Here is a 24,071-nt window from a genome sequence, read left to right as displayed (position 1 = left end):
GTTAACGATGCCTCACAATGAATGCCGTGACCGCGCCGACGACCGACCCCACGACGCAGTTGCTGGCAAGTAGTCACACGTCCCTCATGCACGGCTGGCTGCCCACCACGATCCAGGTGGTGACCGCGGTGGTGCTGACGCTGGCCGTCGGCTGGCGGACCCGGCGGTGGCGGACGGTGTGGTTGCCGGCGGCTGCGCTGGCCGGTGCCGTCGTCGCCTACCTGGCGCACTGGTACGTCGTGGACCGCGGCTTGTCCGACGATCCCGCGCCGCCCTCGCTGTGGCTGTGGATCACGTTGACCGGTGCGGCCCTCGCGGTCCTGGTCCTGGGGTGGCGCGGCGCTGCGGGCTGGCGGCGCGGGGCCGGGCTGCTGGCCGTCCCGTTGTGCGCCCTGTGCGCCGCGCTGGTGCTCAACCTGTGGGTCGGCTACTTCCCCACCGTGCAGGCGGCGTGGAACCAGGTCACCTCCGGACCGCTGCCCGATCAGACGGACCCGGCCACCGTCACCGCCATGGCCGCCAAACGGGCCCGACCGCCGCACGGCAGCGTGGTGCCCGTCGTGATCCCTTCCGACGCATCCCATTTCAAACACCGCGGCGAGTTGGTCTACCTGCCGCCCGAATGGTTCACCAGCAGCCCGCCGCCGGCGCTGCCCACGGTAATGATGATCGGCGGCCAGTTCAACACCCCCGCCGACTGGATGCGCGCGGGCAACGCCGTGAAGACGATCGACGACTTCGCGTCCGCCCACGACGGCAAGGCGCCGGTCCTGGTGTTCGTCGACTCGGGTGGCGCCTTCAACAACGACACCGAATGCGTCAACGGCGTCCGCGGCAACGCCGCCGACCATCTGACCAAAGACGTTGTGCCGTATATGGTTTCCAAATTCGGCGTCAGCGGTGACCGGACCCATTGGGGCATCGCCGGTTGGTCGATGGGCGGAACCTGCGCCCTTGACCTGACCGTCATGCACCCCGACATGTTCAGCGCTTTCGTCGACGTCGCCGGCGACTTCTTCCCGAATGCCGGGAACAAGGCCCAGAGCATCGCCCGGCTCTTCGGCGGAAACGCCGACGCGTGGGCGGCCTTCGACCCGACCACGGTGATCAGCCGGCACGGTCCGTACAGCGATGTGGCCGGCTGGTTCGCGATCTCCTCCGAGGGGCCGCCGGCGCCGCGCCGCGACCTGCCCGGCGCCGACATCGGCGCGATCCGTCTCGCCGGCCGGGAGGCCGCCGCCGACCCCGGCAACCAGACGGCGGCCGCCTATTCGCTGTGTGCGCTCGGGCGGGCGAACGGGATCGACTGCGCGGTGGTGCCCCAGCCCGGCAAGCACGATTGGCCGTTCGCGGACCGGGCGTTCACCGCCGCGCTGCCGTGGCTGGCGGGCCGGCTGGGCACGCCCGGAATCGCACGGACCGCACTGCCCGGCACTCCCCCGCCCGCGCCGCCCACCCCGGTCGTCGTCCGGGCCGACCATTCCCCCGCCCGGCGGTAGCGCCAGCGTGCCGACGCCTGAGAAACCGAGCACACCCGATGACGGGTACGACGCCGACGGCGTGCCGACCTTCGAATCCGTCCGAGAGAAGATCGAAGGCCGCTACGCCACGGCGGAGGGTGCCGCCGAGCTCGATGCCGAGTCCGCGGAGGGCCGGACGGTCGAGGAACAGTACGAGGAACGCGAACGCGCGGCCGCCGAGCGCTTGGCCCAGATCCGCGAATCCATGCGGCGCGACGGCCACGAAACATAAACGGCGGCAGCACTTTTCGGCGTGTCGTGTACGACGTTTCAGTGTCGCGACGGACGCCGGGCTCAGGCGGTGACTTTGCGCCGCCGGCCGGACCGCTGCGGCGGCGCGGCGCGGCCGATGACCTCGGCCAGGAACTTCCCGGTGTAGCTCTCGGGCACCGCGGCGATGTCCTCCGGCGCGCCCTCGGCCACCACGGTTCCGCCCTCGGCGCCGCCCTCGGGCCCCATGTCGACGATCCAGTCCGACGTCTTGATGACGTCCAGGTTGTGTTCGATGACGATGACCGTATTGCCCTTGTCGACCAGGCCGTTGATGACGGTCAGCAGCTTGCGGATGTCGTCGAAGTGCAGCCCGGTGGTGGGCTCGTCCAGGATGTAGATGGTCCGCCCCGTCGAGCGCTTCTGCAGTTCGGCGGCCAGCTTGACCCGCTGGGCCTCGCCGCCCGACAGGGTCGGGGCCGGCTGGCCCAGCCGGACGTAGCCCAGGCCGACGTCGACGAGCGTGCGCAGGTAGCGGTGGATGCCGGTGATCGGCTCGAAGAACTCCGCCGCCTCCTCGATCGACATGTCCAGCACCTCGGAGATGGTCTTGCCCTTGTAGTGCACTTCCAGGGTTTCGCGGTTGTAGCGCGCGCCGTGGCAGACCTCGCAGGGCACGTACACGTCGGGCAGGAAGTTCATCTCGATCTTGATGGTGCCGTCGCCCGTGCACGCCTCGCAGCGACCGCCCTTGACGTTGAACGAGAACCGGCCCGGTTGGTAGCCACGGACTTTGGCCTCCGTGGTGGCCGCGAACAGGGTGCGGATCTTGTCGAATACTCCGGTGTAGGTGGCCGGGTTGGACCGCGGCGTGCGGCCGATCGGCGACTGGTCGACCCGCACCAGCTTGTCCAGGTGGTCCAGACCCGTCACCCGGGTGTGGCGCCCTGGGACCAGCCGGGCACCGTTCAGCCGGTTGGCCAGCACCGTGGCCAGGATGTCGTTGACCAGCGTCGACTTGCCGGAGCCGGACACCCCGGTCACCGAGGTGAGCACGCCCAGCGGGAACGAGACGTCGATGCCGCGCAGGTTGTGCTCGCGGGCGCCGACGACCGTGAGCTGGCGCTTGCGGTCGACGGGACGCCGGATCGCCGGCATCGCGATGGACTCCTTGCCCGACAGGAAGGCGCCGGTGATCGACTCCGTGTTGGCCAGCAACTCGCTGTAGGTTCCGCTGTGCACGATCCGCCCGCCGTGCTCACCGGCGCGCGGGCCGATGTCGACGATCCAGTCGGCGTGCGCGATGGTGTCCTCGTCGTGTTCGACGACGATCAGCGTGTTGCCCAAATCCCTTAGCCGCGTGAGGGTTTCGATGAGCCGACGGTTGTCGCGCTGATGCAGCCCGATGGACGGCTCGTCGAGCACGTACAGCACGCCCACCAGGCCGGACCCGATCTGGGTGGCCAGCCGGATGCGCTGCGCCTCGCCGCCGGACAGCGTGGCCGCCGCGCGCGAGAGCGACAGGTAATCCAGCCCCACGTCGAGCAGAAAGCCCAGCCGCGACTGGATCTCCTTGAGCACCTGCCCGGCGATCGCCTGCTCGCGCGGCCCCAGGGTGAGCGCGTTCAAGAAGTCCGCGCAGTCCGAGATCGAGAGCTCGGACACCTCCGCGATGGACTTCGCGCCTCTGTCCCCCGCGGCCAGCGTCACCGCCAGGATCTCCGGCTTGAGCCGGGTCCCCTCGCATTCGGGGCACGGCACGTCGCGCATGAAGCCCTCGTAGCGCTCCTTCATCTGCTCGGATTCGGTCTGCGCCATCTTGCGCTGCAGGAACGCCAGCACGCCCTCGAAATCGGCGTAATAGGAACGGGTTCGGCCGTAGCGGTTGCGGTAGCGCACGTGCACCTGGTGGTCGGAGCCCTCGAGAATCGCCTTGCGCGCCTTGGCCGGCAGCTTGCGCCACGGGGTGTTGACGTCGAAGCCCATCTCGTCGCCGAGTCCGGCCATCATCCGGGTGAAGTACTCCGCGGTGTGACCGGTCGACCAGGGCGCCACCGCGCCCTCGGCCAGCGTGCGCTCCGGGTCGGGCACCACCAGGTCGGGGTCGACCTCCTTGCGGATGCCCAGGCCGGTGCACTCGGGGCATGCGCCGTAGGGCGAGTTGAACGAGAACGACCGCGGCTCCAGGTCGTCGACCGCCAGCGCATGCCCGTTGGGGCAGGCCAGCTTCTCGGAGAAGCGCTGCTCGCGGTTGTGGGCGTCGTGTTCGTGATCGACGAACTCCAGCACCACGATCCCGTCGGCGAGGTTCAGCGCGGTCTCCACCGAATCGGTGAGCCGCTGCTTGGCCGAGGCCTTGACGGTCAGGCGGTCCACCACCACCTCGATGTCGTGCTTCTCCTGCTTCTTCAGCTTGGGCGGGTCGGTGAGCGGGTGCACCACGCCGTCGACCCGCACCCGGCTGTAGCCCTGCGCGTTCAGCTTCTCGAACAGGTCGGCGAACTCGCCCTTGCGCGTGCGCACCACCGGGGCGAGCACCAGGAACCTGGTGCCCTCCGGCATCGCCAGCACCTGGTCGACGATTTGCTGGGGCGTCTGACGGGCGATCCGCTCGCCACAGACCGGGCAGTGCGGCGTGCCGGCGCGCGCGTAGAGCAACCGGAGGTAGTCGTACACCTCGGTGATGGTCCCGACGGTCGAACGCGGGTTGCGGTTGGTCGACTTCTGGTCGATGGACACCGCCGGCGACAGGCCCTCGATGAAGTCGACGTCCGGCTTGTCCATCTGCCCGAGGAACTGGCGGGCATAGGCCGACAGTGACTCCACGTACCGGCGCTGCCCCTCGGCGAAAATCGTGTCGAACGCCAGCGACGATTTCCCCGATCCCGACAGCCCGGTGAAGACGATCAGCGCGTCGCGCGGCAGGTCGAGGTCGACGCCCCGCAGGTTGTGTTCGCGGGCGCCCTTGACGATCAGGCGGTCAGCCACGCTGCCCTCTCTCAGTGGATCTTCTAGGTGCTGCAGCCGTTGATGCGCACGGCGCATTCCATGCTAGGTGCCCATACCGACAAGCAACGTTTGACCAGTAACGTGGCCGCTATGACTGCCCCCGACAAGGTGAGCGACAACTACACCGGACACGTCGACCCCGGTACCGCGGCGCGCCGGACCCTACCCGGCGCCACGATCCTAAAGGCATCCGTGGGCCCTGTGGACAACAACGCGTATCTGGTGACATGTTCCGCGACCGGGCAGACCTTGCTGATCGACGCCGCCAACGACGCGGACACCCTGATCGGCCTGATCCGTGAGTACGCGCCCAAGCTGTCGCTGATCGTGACCAGCCATCAGCACTTCGACCACTGGCAGGCGCTGGAGGCCGTGGCGGCGGCCACCGGCGCCCCGACGGCCGCGAACGAGATCGACGCCCAGGGGCTGCCGGTCAAACCGGACCGTTTGCTGGCCCAGGGCGACACCGTGGAAATCGGCGAGCTGCGGTTCGACGTCATCCACCTGCGCGGACACACGCCCGGCTCGATCGCCCTCGCCCTCGACGGCCCCGCGACGGGTGGGGTCACCCAGCTGTTCACCGGCGACTGCCTGTTCCCCGGCGGCGTCGGGAAGACCTGGCAGGCGGGCGATTTCACCCAGCTGCTCGACGACGTCACCACCCGGGTGTTCGACGTGTACGACGACTCCACCGTCATCTACCCCGGCCACGGCGACGACACGGCGCTCGGCGCGGAGCGCCCGCACCTGGGCGAGTGGCGCGAGCGGGGTTGGTGAGGCCGGGCCCGTGGCGATCGCGAGCGCGGCGTAGCCGGGCGACGCGGGTCGCCACCACCGGGCCTCGAGCTAGGACGTGGTGTGCACGATCAGCACGTCGACCTTGGCGCGGCGTGAGACGTTGGCCGGCACCGAGCCGAGCAGCCGGCCGGCGATCGTGCTGAGCCCGACGTTGCCGACGACCAGCAGGTCGGCCTTCTCGTCCTCGGCCAGCTTGACCAGCGCATCCACCGGGGCGCCTTCGATCGGGCGCTCCTCGACGTTCTTGGCCCCGGCCTTGTGCGCACGCTCCTTGGCGTCCTGCAGGATCGCGTAAATCGGCGCGGTGCCGGACACCTTGTAGCTCTCGTCGCGCAGGACGTCGGCGGCCCGGGTGTCCTCATGCTGGGGCAGGTACGCCGAGGCGACGATGAGCTTGGCGTCCGGCCCGGCGATCTGCGCCGCCCTGTCCACCGCACGCATTGACGAGTCCGAGCCGTCGGTTCCCACCACCACAGTCTGATAGGCGCCCATTTACCCTCCCAGTTTCGGTTGGTCAGCCAACCCAAGACAGTATCGCGTTTGCCCGTTGCAGAGGGAACAGATTAGCGACACCGCGTGGCGCGGCGTGTCCACAATTTGCGGGGCAACGCCGCGTCAACGGACAATATCGCCTGTGACAAAACATTCAAATGTGCGGGTCCGGGGCGGAAAGCGTTGCATAACGCGGTTTTTCGCGGATTGGGGACGCCGGGGACAAATTGGCCGCCCACGATTCGTGACGCGGCTCCGCGATTCAGCTTTACAGTGACAATCATCATGTCCATGCCCACCGTCGAACAGCGCGTCGCGGACCGAGTCGAGGAGCCGGCGCCCCCGCGTCCGGCCGGCCGGTTGCTCGACCCGTGGGCGATCGCCGCGTTCGCGGCTGTGGTCAGCGGCGCCTGGGCCTGTCGGCCCTCCTTGTGGTTCGACGAGGGCGCGACCATCTCCGCCGCGGCGAGCCGGACGCTGGCGGAGCTGTGGCGCCTGCTGGGCCACATCGACGCCGTCCACGGGCTGTACTACGTGGTGATGCACGGGTGGTTCGCGCTGTTTCCGCCGACCGAATTCTGGTCGCGGGCGCCCAGCGCCCTGGCGATCGGCGCCGCCGCCGCCGGCGTCACGGTGTTCACCCGGCAGTTCTCGACCCGGCCGGTCGCGGTCTGCGCAGGTGTGCTGTTCGCCATCCTGCCGCGCACCACCTGGGCGGGCATGGAGGCGCGACCGTACGCCTTCGCGGCCGCCGCGGCGATCTGGCTCACCGTATTGCTGGTCGCCGCCGTCCGGCGCAACAGCACGCGCTTGTGGGTTTGCTATGCGCTGGCGCTGATGCTCTCGATTCTGCTCAACCTGAACATGGTGCTGTTGGTGCCCGTTTACGCCGTAATGGTGCCGCTGCTGGCGCCGCGGAAAGCGCGGAAAGCTCCGGTGATTCGGTGGGCGATCAGTTCCGCCGTGGCCGTCGCCGCCATGACGCCGTTCATCGTGTTCGCGCATGGCCAGGTGTGGCAGGTGAATTGGATTTACCCGGTCAGCTGGCATTACGCGTTCGACATCATCCTGCGCCAGTATTTCGACCACAGCGTTCCGTTCGCCATCTGCGCCGCCGTCCTCATCGTGGCGGCGGCCGCGGCCCGGCTGGCCGGGGTTCGCCCCCCGGCCGGCGACGTGCGCACGCTGCTGATCGTCTGCGCGGCGTGGCTGGTCATCCCCACCGCGCTCGTGGTGATCTATTCGGCCGTCAACGAGCCGATCTACTACCCGCGCTACCTGATCTTCACCGCGCCCGCGATGGCCGTCGTCCTGGCCGTCTGCATCGTCACCCTCGCCCGCAGGCCCTGGCCGATCACCGGCGTGGTGCTGGCCTGCGCCCTTGCCGCGGTGCCGAACTACCTGTTCATCCAGCGCTGGCCGTACGCCAAGGAGGGCTGGGACTACAGCCAGGTGGCCGACCTGATCGGCTCCCACGCCGCCCCCGGCGACTGCCTGATGGTGGACAACACCGTGCCGTGGCGACCCGGGCCGATCCGCGCCCTGCTGGCCACCCGGCCGGCGGCCTTCCGGTCGCTGATCGACGTCGAGCGCGGGGCGTACGGGCCCAAGGTTGGGACCCTGTGGGACGGCCACGTCGCCGTGTGGCTGACGACCGCAAAAATCAACAAATGCCCCGCAATCTGGACCATCACCAATAAAGAATCGTCGCTGCCCGACCACCAATCCGGGCCGTCATTGCCGCCGGGTCCCGCTTTCGGGCGCGCACCCGCTTATCGATTCCCGAGTTACCTCGGGTTCCACATTGTCGAACGTTGGCAGTTCCATTACTCGCAGGTGGTGAAGTCCACGCGCTGATTTGCGGCTTTGCCGACGGCGTGAACCGCCATTTCCCGGGTAGTTGACGGGTATGCAGAGCTGGCTAGCCGACCGGCTGCGTCTCGCGCACGCCGCGGGTCGCGCCGTAGGACACCGCGACACCGGCGGCGCTCAGGGCGGTGAACACCGTGAACAGCCAGTGCGCCGCCATCCCGTCGCCGCCCTTGGCGGTGTTGACCACCACCCCGGCCAGCCCGGCGGCGATCGCCGCGGAGATCAGCTGCACGGTGTTGATCGCCGCCGAGGCGGCGCTCCCTTCGGCGGGGTCGTCGACCGAGGCCATCGCGCGCGCCGACAGATGCGGCCAGGCCATCCCGATCCCGGTCCCGGCCACCAGCAGCGCCACCGCCCAGAGCGCGGCCGTCCAGGTCGAGGCGTCGCCGCGCCGTGCGACCGCGGCCAGGGCGAGCCCCGAGGCGGCGACGATCGGCGCGGCCACGATCACCCGCCCGATCGTGCGCGGGCTCTCCAGCGAAGCGCTGAGGATCTCGCTGACCGTCCAGCCGAGCGCGAGCGTGGCCCCCAGGAACCCGGCCGCGATCGGGGTCAGATGCGCCAGCCGCTGGCCGAACAGCGGCACGTAGGTGTTGACCATCGCGGCGCCCATCAGTGCGCCCATGGTCAGATAGATCCACTTCAGCGGCCCGGGGCCGAACACGCTGGGCGGCAGGATCGCCGTGTGCATGCGCCAGTCGACGACCACGAACACGCCCACCAGCGCGATGCCGGCGGCGAGCAGCGCGAACGTCGCCAGGGTGTTGCGCGGGATCTGGGCGACGCTGACCGCGAGCGCGGCGGCGCCGATCAGCAGCAGCGAGCGCACCGGCACCTTCATCGGCGGCATGGCGGCGCTGGGCGTGAAACGGGTCAGTGCGACGGGCACCAGCATGGCCATCAAGCCGGTCAGCGCCGCCATCGCCACGAAGGCCCATCGCCACAAGCCGAGCTGGGCGAACAGGCCGCCCGTCGTGGGCCCGACCACCGTGGCCACGCCCCACATCGCCGACACCAGCGCCGACCCGCGGGTCCACAGGGTACGCGGCAGGGCGGAATTGATGACCGCGTAGCCGAGGCCGGCCAGCAGACCACCGGCCACCCCCTGCAGGGCGCGCCCAGCTATCAAAACCTGCATGTTCGGCGCCGACGCGCAAACCAGGCTGGACACCCCGAACACGGCCAGTCCGGTCAGGTAGGACGACCTCGCCCCGGCACGCAGCAGCATTGGATTGACCATCGCCGCCGCCACCACCGACCCGACCAGGTACAGGGTCGTCACCCAGGCGTAGAGCCGGCTCCCGCCGATTTCGGCGATGGTGTTGGGCAACAAGCTGGTGGTCAGGAACTCGTTGGTGGCATACAGCGCCACCCCACCGGCCAGCAGGATGGAGGTCCGCAGATACCTCGGCCCCAGCAGCTCATTCCAGCCGCCGGTGACGGTCACGGTGTCGGTCACCCTTCTACCGTATGGGGTGTCTTCGGGGCCGCCAATCCGAGATGTGCTGCCAGCAAACTCATTTCAGGCCGGCGGCGTCCATCCCCCGCAGTTCCTTCTTCAGGTCGGCGATCTCGTCGCGGAAGCGCGCGGCCAGCTCGAACTGCAAGTCACGCGCGGCGGCCATCATCTGCTCGGTCAGGTCCTTGATCAGGTCGGCCAGTTCGGCGCGCGGCATGCTGGTCGTGTCGCGGCCCTCGAAGACGCCGGCGCTGACGGCGCGGCCCGGTTCGCCCTGGGCGCGCCGGCCCCGGGAGGCGTTGCGCCCGGACCCGCCGATCCCGACCGTTTCCGTGTCGTCTGCCTCGCGATAGACCTGGTCGAGGATGTCGGCGATCTTCTTGCGCAGCGGCTGCGGGTCGATGCCGTGGGCCTCGTTGTAGGCGATCTGCTTGGCCCGGCGCCGTTCGGTCTCGTCGATCGCCTCCTTCATCGAGTCGGTGATCGAGTCGGCGTACATGTGCACTTCGCCGGACACGTTGCGGGCGGCGCGGCCGATGGTCTGGATCAGGCTGCGCGAGGACCGCAGGAAGCCCTCCTTGTCGGCGTCCAGGATCGCCACCAGCGACACCTCCGGAAGGTCCAGGCCCTCGCGCAGCAAGTTGATGCCGACGAGCACGTCGTACTCGCCCAGGCGTAGCTGGCGGAGCAGTTCCACGCGACGTAGCGTGTCGACCTCTGAGTGCAGGTAGCGCACCCGAACGCCCATCTCCAGCAGGTAGTCGGTGAGGTCCTCGGCCATCTTCTTGGTCAAAGTGGTGACCAGCACCCGCTCGTCGGCGTCGGTGCGCTTGCGGATCTCGCCGATCAGGTCGTCGATCTGGCCCTTGGTCGGCTTGACCACGACTTTCGGGTCCACCAGGCCGGTCGGCCGGATGACCTGCTCGACGAACTCGCCGCCGGCCTGGCTGAGTTCGTAGGGCCCCGGGGTGGCCGACAGGTACACCGTCTGCCCGATCCGGTCGGCGAACTCCTCCCAGGTCAGCGGGCGGTTGTCGCAGGCGGACGGCAGCCGGAACCCGTATTCGACCAGGTTGCGCTTGCGGGACATGTCGCCCTCGTACATGCCGCCGATCTGCGGCACCGTGACGTGGGACTCGTCGATGACGAGCAGGAAGTCCTCCGGGAAGTAGTCGAGCAGGGTCGCCGGCGGCGAGCCGGGGCCACGGCCGTCGATGTGGCGCGAGTAGTTCTCGATGCCCGAGCAGAAGCCCACCTGGCGCATCATCTCGATGTCGTAGTTGGTGCGCATCCGCAGCCGCTGCGCCTCCAGCAGCTTGCCCTGGCCCTCCAGCTCGGCCAGCCGCCCCGCCAGCTCCTCCTCGATCGTCGAGATGGCGTGGGCCATCCGCTCCGGACCGGCGACGTAGTGGGTGGCCGGGAAGATGCGCAGCGAGTCGACCTGGCGGATCACGTCGCCGGTCAGCGGGTGCAGGTAGTACAGCGCCTCGATCTCGTCGCCGAAGAACTCGATACGGACCGCCAGCTCTTCGTAGGACGGGATGATCTCGACCGTGTCACCGCGCACCCGGAACGAGCCCCGGGTGAAGGACAGGTCGTTGCGGGTGTACTGCACGTCGACCAGCAGCCGCAGCAGCGCGTCGCGGGGCACCTCGGTGCCCACGCCGAGTTCCACGGACCGGTCCAGATACGACTGCGGCGTGCCCAGACCGTAGATGCACGACACCGAGGCCACCACGACCACGTCGCGCCGGGAGAGCAGCGACGACGTCGCGGAGTGCCGCAGCCGCTCCACGTCGTCGTTGATCGAGCTGTCCTTCTCGATGTAGGTGTCGGTCTGCGCGATGTACGCCTCCGGCTGGTAGTAGTCGTAGTACGACACGAAGTACTCGACCGCGTTGTGCGGCAACATCTCTCGCAGTTCGTTGGCCAGCTGTGCGGCCAGCGTCTTGTTCGGCGCCATGACCAGCGTGGGCCGCTGCAGCCGCTCGATGAGCCAGGCGGTGGTGGCCGACTTCCCCGTGCCGGTCGCGCCCAGCAGCACCACGTCGCGCTCACCCGCCCTGATGCGGCGTTCCAGCTCGTCGATGGCGGCCGGCTGGTCGCCGGCGGGCGCGTACGGGCTGACGACCTCGAAGTGGCCGCCGACCCGCACGACCTCGTCGACCGCGCGGTATTCCGAATGTGCGACCACCGGATGTTCCGTGGCGAAAGCCATGCCACCAGGGTAGAGCCGTGTACCGACAAGTGTCGGGAGCTGGCCGCGGCAGCCACACCCGTCACATGAGTACCGGTTCAGAAGGACAAGACGACCGTCGAACGTGATAGCGCGGCCGATATCACGTTCGCGAGTCACCTATTGGTAGCCAACTCCGCCGCCTATCCCCCCGGACGGGTCCAGGTCCGGGTGACGGGATCGCACTGCAGCAGATAACCGTCGTTCGAGGTGGTCATGGCGAACACCGAGGTGCCCGGCCGGTCGCAGGAGCTGCCGGCGGCGTGCACGCCCATCGTGATCGGGGCCTTGGCCCAGCTGTTGCCCTCGCAGACGATCTGCTCGCTGTTGGTGGGGTCGTAGGCCAGCTTGCCGACGTCGCCGCACACCGCGCCGAGGATGGGCGGCGCCGGGGCCGCTGCCGCCGTCGACGCGCTGACGGCCTGGGCGGGGTCGCCCAGGTTCACCCCGGCCGGCACGTCGCCGACCCGGGTGGCCACCACGGGCACCCGCACCACCGCGCCCTGCGCGCCGCACTCGTTGGTCAGCACGGTCTCGGTCACGGTGCCGCGCAGGCTGCCGTCGGCCTGCGGCGCCAGCGACCGCGCCAGGGTCTCCTGCTGGCTGGCCTGGGCCTGCCCGTCGGGCGGGGTGCAGCCCAGCCGGTCCAGTTGCGGGGCGCCCTGCCAGTAGCTCCCGACGAAACGCAAGGTGTCCGTCTGGCCGGCGGCCGTCTGATGGGTGGCGTTGTCCAGCCGTCCCGCGGTGGCCGCGCACCCGTTGGCGGTGCACGCGGAACGGAAGGCCCACCACCCGGTGGCCGGGCCGTCGTGGCGGATCGCGACGCCGTTGGTGGTGCGCCTGCTCTGGTCGTAGTCCAGCTTGTAGGTCCCGTTGAGCACGGGTCCGCCGGAGCCGGCCGGCGCGGCGCTGGGCGCGGGGACGGACGGTTTGGACGCGAGCGCGGGGGTGCTCGGCGGCGTGTCCGGCTCGAATGAGTACAGCGCCGACCAGGTGGCCGCCACGGCGATGAGCATCGCGCACACCAGCCCGACCGCCCACCGCGTCCGCGCGGACAGCCGGTGGTGCATCGTCGCCACGACGCCGCGCCGCGACGCCGGCGACATCCCGCGCGGGCCGGCTGCGGCGAGGTCGTCGAATGGCTCGCAGACGGCGGCGGCGAACGCGCGGCACCGCTCGAACCGTTCTTCGGGGTGTTTGGCCAGGGCCCTGGCGAACACCCCGTCGAGGTGGGCCAGCTCCGGTCGGCAATCGCTGAGCCGGGGCGGCTCCTCGTGCAGGTGCTGGCCGATCACCGCGATCGGATTCGAATGCTGAAACGGCGGCGCACCGGTGAGCAGATGAAAAGCCGTTGCGGCCAAAGCGTATTGGTCCGCGCGCCCGTCGATGTTGGACCCCGTCAACTGTTCCGGCGCGGCGTAGGCCACCGTTCCGACGGCGACGTTCGTCTCGGTGATCCCGCTGATGTCACCGAGGTGGCGTGCGACACCGAAGTCGGCCAACAGGATTCGGCGGTCACCGTCATCGGGGTGGGTGAGCAGGATGTTGGCCGGTTTGACGTCACGGTGCAGCAGCCCCCGGTCGTGGGCGTAATCGAGTGCGCCCGCGACGGCGTGCACGATGGCGCGCACCTCGTCGATCGGCATCCCGTCGCGGTGGCGCTCCTTCACCAGGCGGGAGGCGTCGGTGCCCTCGACGTAGTCCATGGAAATCCAGAGGTGACCGTTGAATTCCCCCCGGTCGTGCACGCCTACGACGTGGGGATGCCACAGCGTCGCGGCGAGATCGGCCTCCCGGTTGAACCTTTCGCGAAACTCGGGGTCGGCCGTGACCGCCTCGGCCAGGACCTTGATGACGTCACGACGGGGTAACCGGGGATGCAGCGCCAGATACACCTCGGCCATGCCCCCGGCGCCCAGCTGGCGCAAGATCGTGTACCCCGCGAACGGCGCCCCGCCGGTGATCGCCGGGCGGGAACCGTCGCCCTTGCCGGGCCGCGACGCCGCCTCGGCCGGCGCGCTCGGGGCCGAACTGACCGGCGGGATGCGACGAAACAGGTGGGCGAGGGTGACCGCGGGCACGGAGTGAAGGCCCGCGCGCAGCGCCGCGCGGGCCTGACCCGGGTTGCTCAACAACCGGCGCCCGGCGCCGATGCGCCGGGTGGCGTCCTTGTCCTCGTCCATCGATCACTTCACCCCCTCTTAGCCGCCCCGGCGCGCGGGCAGTCTCCCCCTACGTTCAAGATCATGCCGGATCCCGGTGGGGGCTTCGCCTCACCAAGCTATGAAACGGCTATGAGTGCCCGCCGCCGAAACATAGCGAAATCACAGGCGCCTCAACGGAAAGCACCCACGCGCGCACCGATACTTGAATAGTGACCCGCCCCGCCCCGCCCATCCTGACGATCCGGCACGACGGGTACCAACGATCCTTCGCCGCCGGCCACGAAGTGGTCGTCGGCCGCGACATGCAGGCCGACATGCGCATCGACGATCCGCGCATCTCGCGTGCCCACCTGATCGTGCGTTTCGATCAGGGCCGCTGGTTGGCGATTGACAACGGCTCGCTGAACGGCACCTACCTCAACGGTTATCGGATGCCGGTCATCGACGTCCACGACGGTCAGAGCATTCACGTCGGCAATCCGCGGGGACCGCGGCTGACCTTCGCCGTCGGGCCGCAACAGGGCTACACCGACCGGCCGGGCCGGACCCGGCCGGTCCCGCAGCCCGGGCCGCCGACGCTGGCGTGGTCGGCGTTGCCCGAGCAAACGAATCGCACCCGCCGGCCAGAGCCGGCCGGGCCGCCGGATCCCCCGCGCAGGCAGCGCATTTCACCGGCCCGCCAGGCGCCGCACAGCCCGCTGCGCGCCGCGCCCCCCGACGAGCGGACCACCGTCGTGCACGCCGGACCGCCGTCCCCGCCGGGCTCGACGCCGCCCGCCGAATTCACCGTGGTCGACGCCGAGACGGCCGACGTGTCGACCCTGTCGACGCGCTTCGTCAAGCTGCTCTCCCCGCGCTCGTCGGCGGCCGCGGGCACCCGCGCCCTGACGATCGGCCGCGCGGCCGAGTGCGACATCGTCGTCCCCGACGTGCTGGCCTCCCGCCGGCACGCGACGTTGGTGCAGACGCCGCTGGGCACCGAGATCCGGGACAACAGCATCAACGGAACCTTCGTCAACGGCACCCGCGTCGGGTCGGCGATCCTGACCGACGACGACGTCGTCACCATCGGCAACGTCGACCTCGTTTTCCGCGACGGCACCCTGGCCGAACGCAGCGAGGCCGCGACGCGCGGCGGCGGCCTGGAGGTGCGCAACGTCAAGTACGTCGTCGACAACGGCAAACAACTGCTCGACGACATCTCGCTGATCGCGCGCCCCGGCACGCTGACCGCCGTCATCGGCGGGTCGGGCGCCGGAAAGAGCACACTGGCCAGGCTCATCACCGGCTACACCACGCCCAGCTCCGGCTCGGTCACGTTCGAGGGCCACGACATTCACGCCGAGTACGCGTCGCTGCGCAGCCGCATCGGCATGGTCCCGCAAGACGACGTGGTGCACCGGCAGCTGACGATCAACCAGGCGCTCGGCTACGCCGCCGAACTGCGCCTGCCGCCCGACACCGGCAAATCCGACCGGGCGAAGGTCGTCGCGCAGGTCCTCGAGGAGCTCGACCTGAGCAAACACGCCGACACCCGGGTGGACAAGCTGTCCGGTGGTCAGCGCAAACGCGCGTCGGTGGCGCTGGAGCTGCTCACCGGCCCGTCGCTGCTGATCCTCGACGAGCCCACCTCGGGCCTGGACCCGGCGCTCGACCACCAGGTCATGACCATGCTGCGGCAGCTGGCCGACGCCGGTCGGGTGGTGATCGTGGTGACGCACATGCTGTCCTACCTCGACACCTGTGACCAGCTGCTGCTGGTGGCCCCGGGCGGCAAGACGGCCTACTGCGGCCCGCCCGACCAGATCGGCGCGGCGATGGGCACCACCAACTGGGCGAAGATCTTCACCCGGGTGGGCGCCGATCCCGAGGAGGCCAACCGGCGCTTCGTGGAGCGGCGGGACGCCGAGAAGCGGCCGTCGAAGCCGTTGCCGGACAAGGCCGGTGAGCCGGGCGCCCTGGGCGAGCCGGTGCATACCAGTGTGCGGCGCCAGATTTCGACGGTCGCCCGGCGGCAGGTCCGCCTGGTAATCGCCGACCGTGCCTACTTCGCCTTCCTGGCGCTGTTGCCGTTCATCCTGGGTTCGCTGTCGCTGACCGTCCCGGGCGCCAACGGATTCCACCTGCCGGGCGCGAACGCCGGGACTCCCGACGAAGCAGCGCAGATCCTGGCCCTGCTGATGCCCGCCGCGGCGTTCATGGGCACCGCGCTGACCATTCGCGACCTGGTCGGCGAACGGCCCGTCTTCCAGCGCGAGCAGGCGGTCGGGTTGTCGACCACGGCGTATCTGCTCGCGAAGACGGCGGTGTTCTGCGGGTTCGCGATCCTGCAGTCGGCGGTCGTCACCGCGATCGTGGTGATCGGCAAGAGCGCACCCACGCGGGGCGCCGTGCTGCTCGGCCATTCGGCCGTCGGGGCGACCGCCGAACTGTTCGCGACCGTCGCGGCGACCTGTGTGCCCTCGGCGGTTCTGGGCCTGGCGATTTCGTCGCTGGTCCGTTCCAGCGAGCAGATCATGCCGTTGTTCGTGGTGACGGTGATGGCCCAGCTGGTGCTCTGCGGCGGCATGGTCCCGGTCACCGGCCGGCTGGGGCTGGACCAGCTGTCCTTCGCGATGCCCGCGCGCTGGGGCTACGCCGCGGCGGCGTCGACGGTCGACCTGCGGCACCTGGTGCCCGATTCGCTGCTGTCCCAGGACCGGTTCTGGCGGCACACGTCGAAGGTCTGGCTGCTCGACATGGGCATGCTGGCGGCGTTATCGCTGTTCTATGCCGCTTTTGTGCGCTGGAGAATCCGGCTGCGACGCTAGGATTGCCTCATCCATCCACCCAAGCGCGAGACGTTCGACCTCCTCGCCCGCACCAACACCGATCCCAAGGGCATCGTGCGGGCCGTGGACGACTATGCGGTCCGCCCGTGGGGCCTGTACGTGGCAAGGCCCACGCCCGGCCGCGTGCAGTTCCACTACCTCGAGTCGTGGCTGCTGCCGTCGCTCGGCTTGCGCGCCACGGTCTTTCACTTCAATCCCGGCCATGAACGTCAACTCGACTACTACCTGGACGTGGGTGAATACACCCCCGGTCGCGATGTCTGGCGTTCGGAAGACCACTACCTCGACATCGAGGTCCGCACCGGCGACGGCGCGGAGCTGGCCGACGTCGACGAACTGCTGGAGGCCGTCCGCCACGGCTTGCTGACGCCGGAGGTCGCCGAGCGGGCGGTGCGGTGCGCCGTGGCCGCGGTGGCGGGCCTGGCCGGCCACGGCTACGACCTTTCCCGCTGGCTGGCGGGCCAGGGGATGGAGCTGACGTGGCGCGCGACGTAGGGGCGGATCTGCCCGAGGCGGTGCGCCGGGCGCTGCACGACGAGCCGGTGCCCGACTGGCGGTCCCCCACGCTGGCCACCCTGACCGACAAGCGGTTCTCCGATCCGGGCTGGATCTTCGAGCGCAAGTTCGACGGCATGCGTTGCCTGGCGTTTCGCGACGGCGACCGGGTGCGGCTGTTGTCGCGGAACCGCCAGCCGCTCAACGGAACCTATCCGGAACTGGTCGACGCGGTCGCCGCCCAGCACAGCACGCGCTTCGTGCTGGACGGCGAGGTGGTGGCTTTCGAGGGGCGGCGCACCAGCTTCGCCCGGTTGCAGGCCCGCCTGGGCATCACCGACCCCGCGGTGGCCCGGGCGTCGCCGGTGCGCGTCTTCTACTACGTCTTCGACCTGCTGCACCTCGACGGCAAGTCCACCGTGGATGCGCCGCTGCGGTGGCGTAAGCGGCTGCTGCGCAAGGCGATCGAGTTCGGCGATCCGCTGCGGTATACCCCGCATCGGGTGGGGGACGGTCTGGCCGCCTACCGCGCGGCGTGCGAACGTGGCGACGAAGGGGTGATCGCCAAGCTCGCCGAATCGAGGTATGACGGTGGCCGCTCGAGGAATTGGTTGAAGTTCAAGTGCGTGCGTGACCAGGAGTTCGTGGTCGGCGGCTACACCAGCCCCAAGGGCAGCCGCGTCGAGCTGGGGGCGCTGCTGCTCGGCTATTACGACGGCCGCGACCTGGTCTACGCCGGGAAGGTGGGCACCGGCTTCGACGACGCCACGCTGCGCCGACTGCACGAGCGGCTGTCGACGATCACGCGGGACACGCCACCCTTCAGCCGCGGTCTGGTGCGGGAGCCCGACGCGCATTGGGCGCGCCCGGAATTGGTCGTCCAGATCGGCTTCACCGAGTGGACCCGTGACGGGAAGCTGCGCCACCCGCGTTATCTGGGAGTTCGCACGGACAAAGATGCCGCCGACGTGGTGCGCGAGACCGTGGCCTGACCACCTGGTCCTGGGCACCCGGCGGGCGTAATGTCAGCAACCATGAGCTGCACCGGCCGCAGGTTGCTGCCGATCACCGTGGCGACGATCGTCGCCGTCGGCTCCCAGTTGAGTCCGGCGACCGCGCGGGCGGACCTGCACAACATCACCTACCGTGCCCGCATCGATGCGCTGACCACCGGCAGTCAGGCCACGTTCATCATCAACGGCGGCCAGACCAACACCACCAACCTGCCGTCCATGCCCGGCAACGTATTCGAGGCCGACACCGTGCTGCCCGACCCACAGCAGGCCGGGATGCGGATCGTGCTGCACTTCCCTTACTCGGCCAACGTGCACTGCGAGATCGACGTCGACGACAACGTTTTCACCCAGACCGACCAGATGGTCAGGCCGGCACCCGGAAACGCCGATCCCAACAACGGTGCGCTGGCTTGCGGCGCTCCGCTGCCGGGCTAAGGCCGCCAGCCCGTGGAGTCCGCCCACGCCCACGCGCGCCGGTAGGCGTCGAGATACCACGGCTCCTTGACCGCCACATAAGCCGCCGTGTCGCCGGCGCCGGCCTCGGTCTCGGCCGACCGCTTGACGGACAGGTAGTCGTTGCGCGCCTTCGCGTCGGCCGACAGCCAGGCCGGGAACAACAGGGCGAACTGCTGATTGGGCCAGCCGTCCACCCGGATGTGCACGTTGGTGGGGCGCCCCGGGTCGGCCGAGGCGTGAATCCGCTTGTCCCACAACCCCGTATCGTCACTGTGGTCGTAGCGCTCGACGAGGCTGCGGGCATCGGGCTTGGCCACGTCGGAGGTGATGCTGTCGATGCGTGGGTAACCGGCGGCCAGCAGGGGCTCGGCGAGTTCGTCGGCGACCGCCAGGGATTCGACGGTGATCTGCATGTCGATGACGTCCTTGGCGGGAAAATCCGGCACGGCGGTCGAACCGATGTGGTCCACCCGAATCGCCCGGTGCCCACAGGCGGTCCGCAACCGGTTCGCGATCCGCCGCGCCTGATCCGGCCAGTCCGGATCGGGCGGCACCAACCGCGTCGCCGCCCGGGCGACCCGACGCAGACTCAGGTTGTCCGCGAAGGGCCGTATCCGGTTGTCCCAGAGGTCATGCGCGCGCTGCACCAAGTCCTCCGGGCTGCCGGAGTTGTCCACCCAAACGTCGGCGACCGCGCGGCGCTGCTCGTCGCTGGCCTGCGCGGCGATGCGGGCGCGGGCATCCTCTTCGGGCATGCCGCGCTGGTCGACCAGCCGTCGCACCCGCACCTCGACGTCGGCATGCACCACGACGACGAGCGGGAACAGCGGCGCCATCCCCGACTCGACCAGCAGTGGGATGTCCTCGACGACAACCGAATCCTCGGGCACCGAGGCGATGATCTCGGCGCGGCGCTTGCCGACCAGCGGGTGCACGATGCCGTTCAGCCGTTGCCGCGCCTCGTCGTCGGCAAAGGCCTTGGCGGCCAATGCGGGACGATCCAGCGATCCGTCGGAAAGCAGGATGTCGTCACCGAACGCGTCGACCAGCGCCGCCAGCCCCTCGGTACCCGGCTGGACCACCTCGCGCGCGATGACGTCACCGTCGACGATGACCGCACCGCACTTGGCGAAGGTGGCCGACAGCGCCGACTTGCCGGCGCCGATGCCACCGGTCAACCCGATACGCAGCATGCCCGGACGCTGTTAGGCGTTGCCGGCGAGCTTCTCCCGCAGCGCGGCCAATTGGGCGTCGCTGGCCAGCGACCCGCCGGCCGCCTTCTCCTCGCGCGCGCCGCCGTTGCCCGACGACTGCTCGGCGTGCCCGGCCGCCTCGGCCGCGGCGAACTTCTCCATCTGGGCGGTGTGCATCTTGTGCCGGCGCTCGGCCTCGGCGTAGCGGGCCTCCCACTCGGCACGTTGCTTCTCGAACCCCTCGAGCCATTCGTTGGTCTCGGCGTCGAAGCCCTCGGGGAAGATGTAGTTGCCCTGCTCGTCGTAGCTGTCGGCCATGCCGTACTTCGCCGGGTCGAACTCCTCGGTGTAGTCCTCGTTGGCCTGCTTGAGCGACAACGAGATCCGGCGCCGCTCCAGGTCGATGTCGATGACCTTGACCATGGCGTCGTCGCCGACGGCGACCACCTGGTCGGGCACCTCCACGTGGCGCTCGGCCAGCTCGGAGATGTGCACCAGACCCTCGATGCCCTCCTCGACGCGGACGAACGCACCGAACGGCACCAGCTTGGTGACCTTGCCGGGCACGATCTGGCCGATGGCGTGCGTGCGGGCGAAGTGCCGCCACGGGTCTTCCTGGGTCGCCTTCAGCGACAACGAAACCCGCTCGCGGTCCATGTCGACGTCGAGCACCTCGACGGTGACCTCGTCACCGACCTGGACGACCTCGGACGGGTGGTCGATGTGCTTCCAGGACAGCTCGGAGACGTGCACCAGGCCGTCCACACCGCCCAGGTCGACGAACGCGCCGAAGTTGACGATGGAGGAGACGACACCCTTGCGGATGGCGCCCTTCTGCAGCTGGTTGAGGAACTCGCTGCGCACCTCGGACTGGGTCTGCTCCAGCCACGCCCGGCGCGACAGCACCACGTTGTTGCGGTTCTTGTCCAGCTCGATGATCTTGGCTTCGATCTCCTTGCCGATGTACGGCTGCAGGTCGCGGACCCGGCGCATCTCGACCAGCGACGCGGGCAGGAAGCCCCGCAAGCCGATGTCGAGGATCAGGCCGCCCTTGACGACCTCGATGACGGTGCCCTTGACGGCCTCGTCCTTCTCCTTGAGCGCCTCGATGGTGCCCCAGGCGCGCTCGTACTGCGCGCGCTTCTTGGACAGGATCAGGCGGCCCTCTTTGTCCTCCTTGGTGAGAACAAGCGCCTCGACCTCATCACCGACGGAAACGACCTCGCTGGGGTCGACGTCGTGCTTGATGGAGAGTTCGCGGGCGGGGATGACGCCCTCGGTCTTGTAGCCGATGTCGAGGAGCACCTCGTCCCGGTCCACTTTGACGATCGTCCCCTCGACGATGTCGCCATCGTTGAAGTACTTGATCGTTTTGTCTATTGCGGCAAGAAAATCCTCGCTGGAGCCGATGTCGTTGACGGCTACTTGGGGCGAGGTGACGGTGGGACTCGGCATGTGGTGGGTTGCTCCGGACAGGTTGGGTCGTAGGGACAAAATTGGGATTTACCCATTGAGGTTACTCGACTGCGTACACGCTGGCCAAACCCGGGCGGCGCGCCACCTGCGCCACCCTGGCGTTTGAGCGCGACGAAAGTGACGGCAGCACGAATTTCGCGCCAATTCTTTCGACCCGAATTGCCGCGCTAGTGCGCGGCGGCGTCCCACGAGCGCCCGTAACCCACCGATACCTCCAGCGGGACGTCCAGCGGATAGGCGCCGCCCATCTTCTCGCGGGCCAACGCCTCGAGCCGCTCCCGCTCGCCGAACGCGACTTCGAACAGGAGTTCGTCGTGCACCTGGAGCAGCATGCGGGATTTGAGCCCGGCTTCCTGGATCGCCTTGTCCACCTCGATCATCGCGACCTTGATGATGTCGGCGGCGCTGCCCTGGATGGGGGCGTTGAGCGCCGCCCGCTCGGCGGCCTCCCGCACCTGGCGGTTGCTGCTGTCCAGCTCGGGAAGGTAGCGGCGGCGGCCCAGCACCGTCGAGGTGTAGCCGTCCTTGCGCGCCTGGTCCACGACGTTCATCAGGTAGTCGCGCACGCCGCCGAAGCGGGCGAAGTAGGCCTCCATCTGTTCTTTCGCCTCTTCGGTGGAGATCTTCAGCTGCTGCGACAGGCCGTAGGCGCTCAACCCGTAGGCCAGCCCGTACGACATCGCCTTGACCCGGCGGCGCAGGTCGGCGGTGACCTCCTCGATGGGCACGCCGAACGCCCGGGATGCGACGAACGAGTGCAGGTCCTCCCCCGTGTTGAAGGCCTCGATGAGGCCCTCATCCCGGGACAGGTGCGCCATGATCCGCATCTCGATCTGGCTGTAGTCGGCCGTCATCAGCTCGCTGTAGCCGTCGCCGACCACGAACGCGTCGCGGATCCGCCGGCCGGCCTCGGTGCGGATCGGGATGTTCTGCAGGTTCGGTTCGGTCGAGGACAGCCGCCCCGTCGCCGCGATGGTCTGGTTGAACGTGGTGTGGATGCGCCCGTCGGAGGCCACCGAGCCCAGCAGCCCGTCCACGGTGACCTTGAGCCGGGTGACGTCGCGGTGGGTGAGCAGGTGCTGCAGGAACGGGTGGCCGGTCTTGTCGAACAGCGACTGCAGGGCGTCCGCGTCGGTGGTGTAGCCGGTCTTGGTGCGCTTGGTCTTCGGCATCTCCAGCTCGTCGAACAGCACCGTCTGCAATTGCTTCGGCGAGCCCAGGTTGATCTGCTTGCCGATCACCGCGTAGGCCGCCTCGGCCGCGTCGCGGATCTGGTGGGCGAACTCGCTCTGCAGCTCGCCGAGCAGGTCCAGGTCGACTGCGATACCGGTGTGTTCCATCCCGGCCAGCACCCGCTGCACCGGCAGCTCCATGCCGCCCAGCAGCGAGGTGGAGTCGATGCGGGCCAGCTCCTCGTCGAGGGCGTCGGCGAGGTCGAGCACCGCCACGGCCCGCAGGATCAGCGTCTGCACCGCTTGGTCGTCCGTGCCGTCGGAGTCGTCGAGAAGCGAAAGCTGTTGCTGTTCAGAGGTTTCCGCGCGCAATTCGCGCCGTAGATAGCGCAGCGAGAGGTCCTCGAGGGAGAAGCTGCGCTGCCCGGGGCGCACCAGGTAGGCGGCCAGCGCGGTGTCGGAGGTGACGCCGGCCAGCGTCCAGCCCCGCCCGGCGAGGTCGTGCATCGCCAGCTTGGCTTCGTGCAGCGCCTTGGGCGTACCGGGGTCGGCGAGCCAGGACGCCAGCGCCGCCTCGTCGTCGGGTCCCAGCGCCGCGGTGTCGATGTAGCGGCCCTCGCCGTCGGCGGACACGATGGCCAGCGCAGTGGCGTCGGCGTCGTAGGCCAGATGGGTACCGACGACAGCCAGGCCGAAGCGCTTGCCCGCGCTGTGCTCGGCCAGCCAGGCGGCCAGCTCGCCGGGCTGCAGCGCGCCGCCGCGCACGTTGAAACCCTCGTCGACCTCGGGTTCCACGGCGGCCAGGGTGTCGAACAACCGGTCGCGCAACACCCGGAACTCGAGGTCGTCGAAGAGCCGGTGGATGTGGTCGCGATCCCACGGCTGCATGCGCAGCGTGTCCGGGGTCTGCGCCAGCGGCACGTCCTTGACCAGGTCGGTGAGCTCCCGGTTGCGGATCACGCCGGCCAGGTTGGCCCGCAACGCGTCGCCGACCTTTCCGCGCACCCCGTCGACGTTGTCCACCAGGCCTTGCAGCGAGCCGTATTCGGCGATCCATTTCGACGCCGTCTTCTCCCCGACGCCGGGAATGCCGGGCAGGTTGTCGCTGGGATCGCCGCGCAGGGCCGCGAAGTCGGGGTACTGCGTCGGCGTCAGGCCGTACTTCTCGACGACGGCCTCGGGCGTGAACCGGGTGAGCTCGCTGACGCCCTTGCGCGGATACAGGACCGTCACGTCGTCGCTGACCAGCTGCAGGGAGTCCCGGTCCCCGGTGACCACCAGGACGCGGAAGCCGTCCTTCTCGGCCTGGGTGGCCAGTGTCGCGATCAGGTCGTCGGCTTCGAAGCCCGGCTCGGCGAGCACCGTGATGCCCAGCGCGTTCAGCACTTCCTTGGTGATGTCGATCTGGCCGTGAAACTCGTCGGGCGTCGACGACCGGTTCGCCTTGTACTCCGGGTACCGCTCGGAGCGGAAGGTCTGCCGCGACACGTCGAACGCGGCGGCCACGTGCGTCGGCGCCTCGTCGCGCAGCAGGTTGATCAGCATCGCGGTGAAGCCGTACACCGCGTTGGTGGTCAGGCCGCCGCGGGTCTTGAAGTTCTCGGCGGGCAGCGCGTAGAACGCGCGGAACGCCAGCGAATTGCCATCCAGCAGCATCAGCGTCGGCTTGGT

General features: G+C 69.3%; 16 protein-coding genes. 8 read left to right on the top strand and 8 right to left on the bottom strand.

Features of this window, described 5'->3' with window-relative positions:
* Positions 1–17 precede the first annotated feature (17 nt).
* Positions 18–1,499 carry an alpha/beta hydrolase gene (locus AWC03_RS00640; protein WP_211279195.1) on the top strand — a complete coding sequence of 494 codons (1,482 nt, stop codon included), beginning with the start codon at positions 18–20 and terminating at the stop codon, positions 1,497–1,499.
* Between the two features lie 7 nt (positions 1,500–1,506).
* Positions 1,507–1,752, top strand: a complete 246-nt coding sequence (locus AWC03_RS00635) for a hypothetical protein (RefSeq protein WP_085238591.1) — start codon at positions 1,507–1,509, stop codon at positions 1,750–1,752.
* A 62-nt stretch (positions 1,753–1,814) separates the two neighbouring features.
* Here the strand turns inward: AWC03_RS00635 and uvrA are convergent, their stop codons facing one another.
* Entirely contained in the window at positions 1,815–4,718 is a 2,904-nt protein-coding gene (uvrA, locus tag AWC03_RS00630; protein ID WP_085238688.1) for an excinuclease ABC subunit UvrA, read from the bottom strand.
* A 111-nt stretch (positions 4,719–4,829) separates the two neighbouring features.
* Here uvrA and AWC03_RS00625 point away from each other — a divergent pair, with 111 nt between their 5' ends.
* Entirely contained in the window at positions 4,830–5,516 is a 687-nt protein-coding gene (locus AWC03_RS00625) for an MBL fold metallo-hydrolase (RefSeq protein ID WP_085238590.1), read from the top strand.
* Between the two features lie 69 nt (positions 5,517–5,585).
* Here the strand turns inward: AWC03_RS00625 and AWC03_RS00620 are convergent, their stop codons facing one another.
* Positions 5,586–6,029, bottom strand: coding sequence for a universal stress protein (locus AWC03_RS00620; protein ID WP_085238589.1), 444 nt, complete (start codon positions 6,027–6,029; stop codon positions 5,586–5,588).
* Between the two features lie 285 nt (positions 6,030–6,314).
* Between AWC03_RS00620 and AWC03_RS00615 the strand changes: the two genes are divergently transcribed.
* Positions 6,315–7,886: a mannosyltransferase gene (locus AWC03_RS00615; protein ID WP_085238689.1), complete on the top strand. Its 1,572-nt coding sequence runs from the start codon at positions 6,315–6,317 to the stop codon at positions 7,884–7,886.
* Between the two features lie 64 nt (positions 7,887–7,950).
* Here the strand turns inward: AWC03_RS00615 and AWC03_RS00610 are convergent, their stop codons facing one another.
* The 3 genes from AWC03_RS00610 to AWC03_RS00600 form a co-directional block, all read right to left on the bottom strand.
* Positions 7,951–9,360 carry an MFS transporter gene (locus AWC03_RS00610; protein WP_085238588.1) on the bottom strand — a complete coding sequence of 470 codons (1,410 nt, stop codon included), beginning with the start codon at positions 9,358–9,360 and terminating at the stop codon, positions 7,951–7,953.
* A gap of 58 nt (positions 9,361–9,418) precedes the next feature.
* Positions 9,419–11,578, bottom strand: a complete 2,160-nt coding sequence (gene uvrB / locus AWC03_RS00605) for an excinuclease ABC subunit UvrB (protein ID WP_085238587.1) — start codon at positions 11,576–11,578, stop codon at positions 9,419–9,421.
* 161 nt (positions 11,579–11,739) lie between these two features.
* Complete coding sequence (locus AWC03_RS00600; RefSeq protein ID WP_085238586.1) at positions 11,740–13,779, bottom strand: serine/threonine-protein kinase; 2,040 nt, start codon at positions 13,777–13,779, stop codon at positions 11,740–11,742.
* 188 nt (positions 13,780–13,967) lie between these two features.
* Here AWC03_RS00600 and AWC03_RS00595 point away from each other — a divergent pair, with 188 nt between their 5' ends.
* The 4 genes from AWC03_RS00595 to AWC03_RS00580 all read left to right on the top strand — a co-directional run bounded on the left by AWC03_RS00595 (position 13,968) and on the right by AWC03_RS00580 (position 18,538).
* On the top strand, positions 13,968–16,571 hold the full coding sequence (locus AWC03_RS00595; protein ID WP_085238585.1) for an ATP-binding cassette domain-containing protein: 2,604 nt from the start codon (positions 13,968–13,970) through the stop codon (positions 16,569–16,571).
* Between the two features lie 75 nt (positions 16,572–16,646).
* Positions 16,647–17,087: a ribonuclease FAU-1 family protein gene (locus AWC03_RS00590; RefSeq protein WP_085238584.1), complete on the top strand. Its 441-nt coding sequence runs from the start codon at positions 16,647–16,649 to the stop codon at positions 17,085–17,087.
* Positions 17,072–18,079 (top strand): non-homologous end-joining DNA ligase, encoded by a 1,008-nt coding sequence (ligD, locus tag AWC03_RS00585; protein WP_085238583.1) that lies wholly within the window; start codon positions 17,072–17,074, stop codon positions 18,077–18,079. Before AWC03_RS00590 ends, ligD begins: the two co-directional genes overlap by 16 nt.
* Before the next feature lie 42 nt (positions 18,080–18,121).
* Entirely contained in the window at positions 18,122–18,538 is a 417-nt protein-coding gene (locus AWC03_RS00580; protein ID WP_085238582.1) for a hypothetical protein, read from the top strand.
* Here AWC03_RS00580 and coaE read toward each other — a convergent pair.
* The 3 genes from coaE to polA form a co-directional block, all read right to left on the bottom strand.
* Positions 18,535–19,752, bottom strand: a complete 1,218-nt coding sequence (coaE, locus tag AWC03_RS00575; protein WP_085238581.1) for a dephospho-CoA kinase — start codon at positions 19,750–19,752, stop codon at positions 18,535–18,537. The genes AWC03_RS00580 and coaE overlap by 4 nt on opposite strands.
* Before the next feature lie 12 nt (positions 19,753–19,764).
* Positions 19,765–21,207: a 30S ribosomal protein S1 gene (rpsA, locus tag AWC03_RS00570; RefSeq protein ID WP_085238580.1), complete on the bottom strand. Its 1,443-nt coding sequence runs from the start codon at positions 21,205–21,207 to the stop codon at positions 19,765–19,767.
* Positions 21,208–21,395: 188 nt separating this feature from the next.
* On the bottom strand, positions 21,396–24,056 hold the full coding sequence (gene polA / locus AWC03_RS00565; RefSeq protein WP_169716500.1) for a DNA polymerase I: 2,661 nt from the start codon (positions 24,054–24,056) through the stop codon (positions 21,396–21,398).
* Positions 24,057–24,071: the final 15 nt, after the last annotated feature.

It is taken from the genome of Mycobacterium europaeum (assembly GCF_002102155.1).
Taxonomy (GTDB): domain Bacteria; phylum Actinomycetota; class Actinomycetes; order Mycobacteriales; family Mycobacteriaceae; genus Mycobacterium; species Mycobacterium europaeum.
The sequence above is the reverse complement of the archived record's forward strand: the minus strand, read 5'-3'. Positions and strand labels throughout refer to the sequence as shown.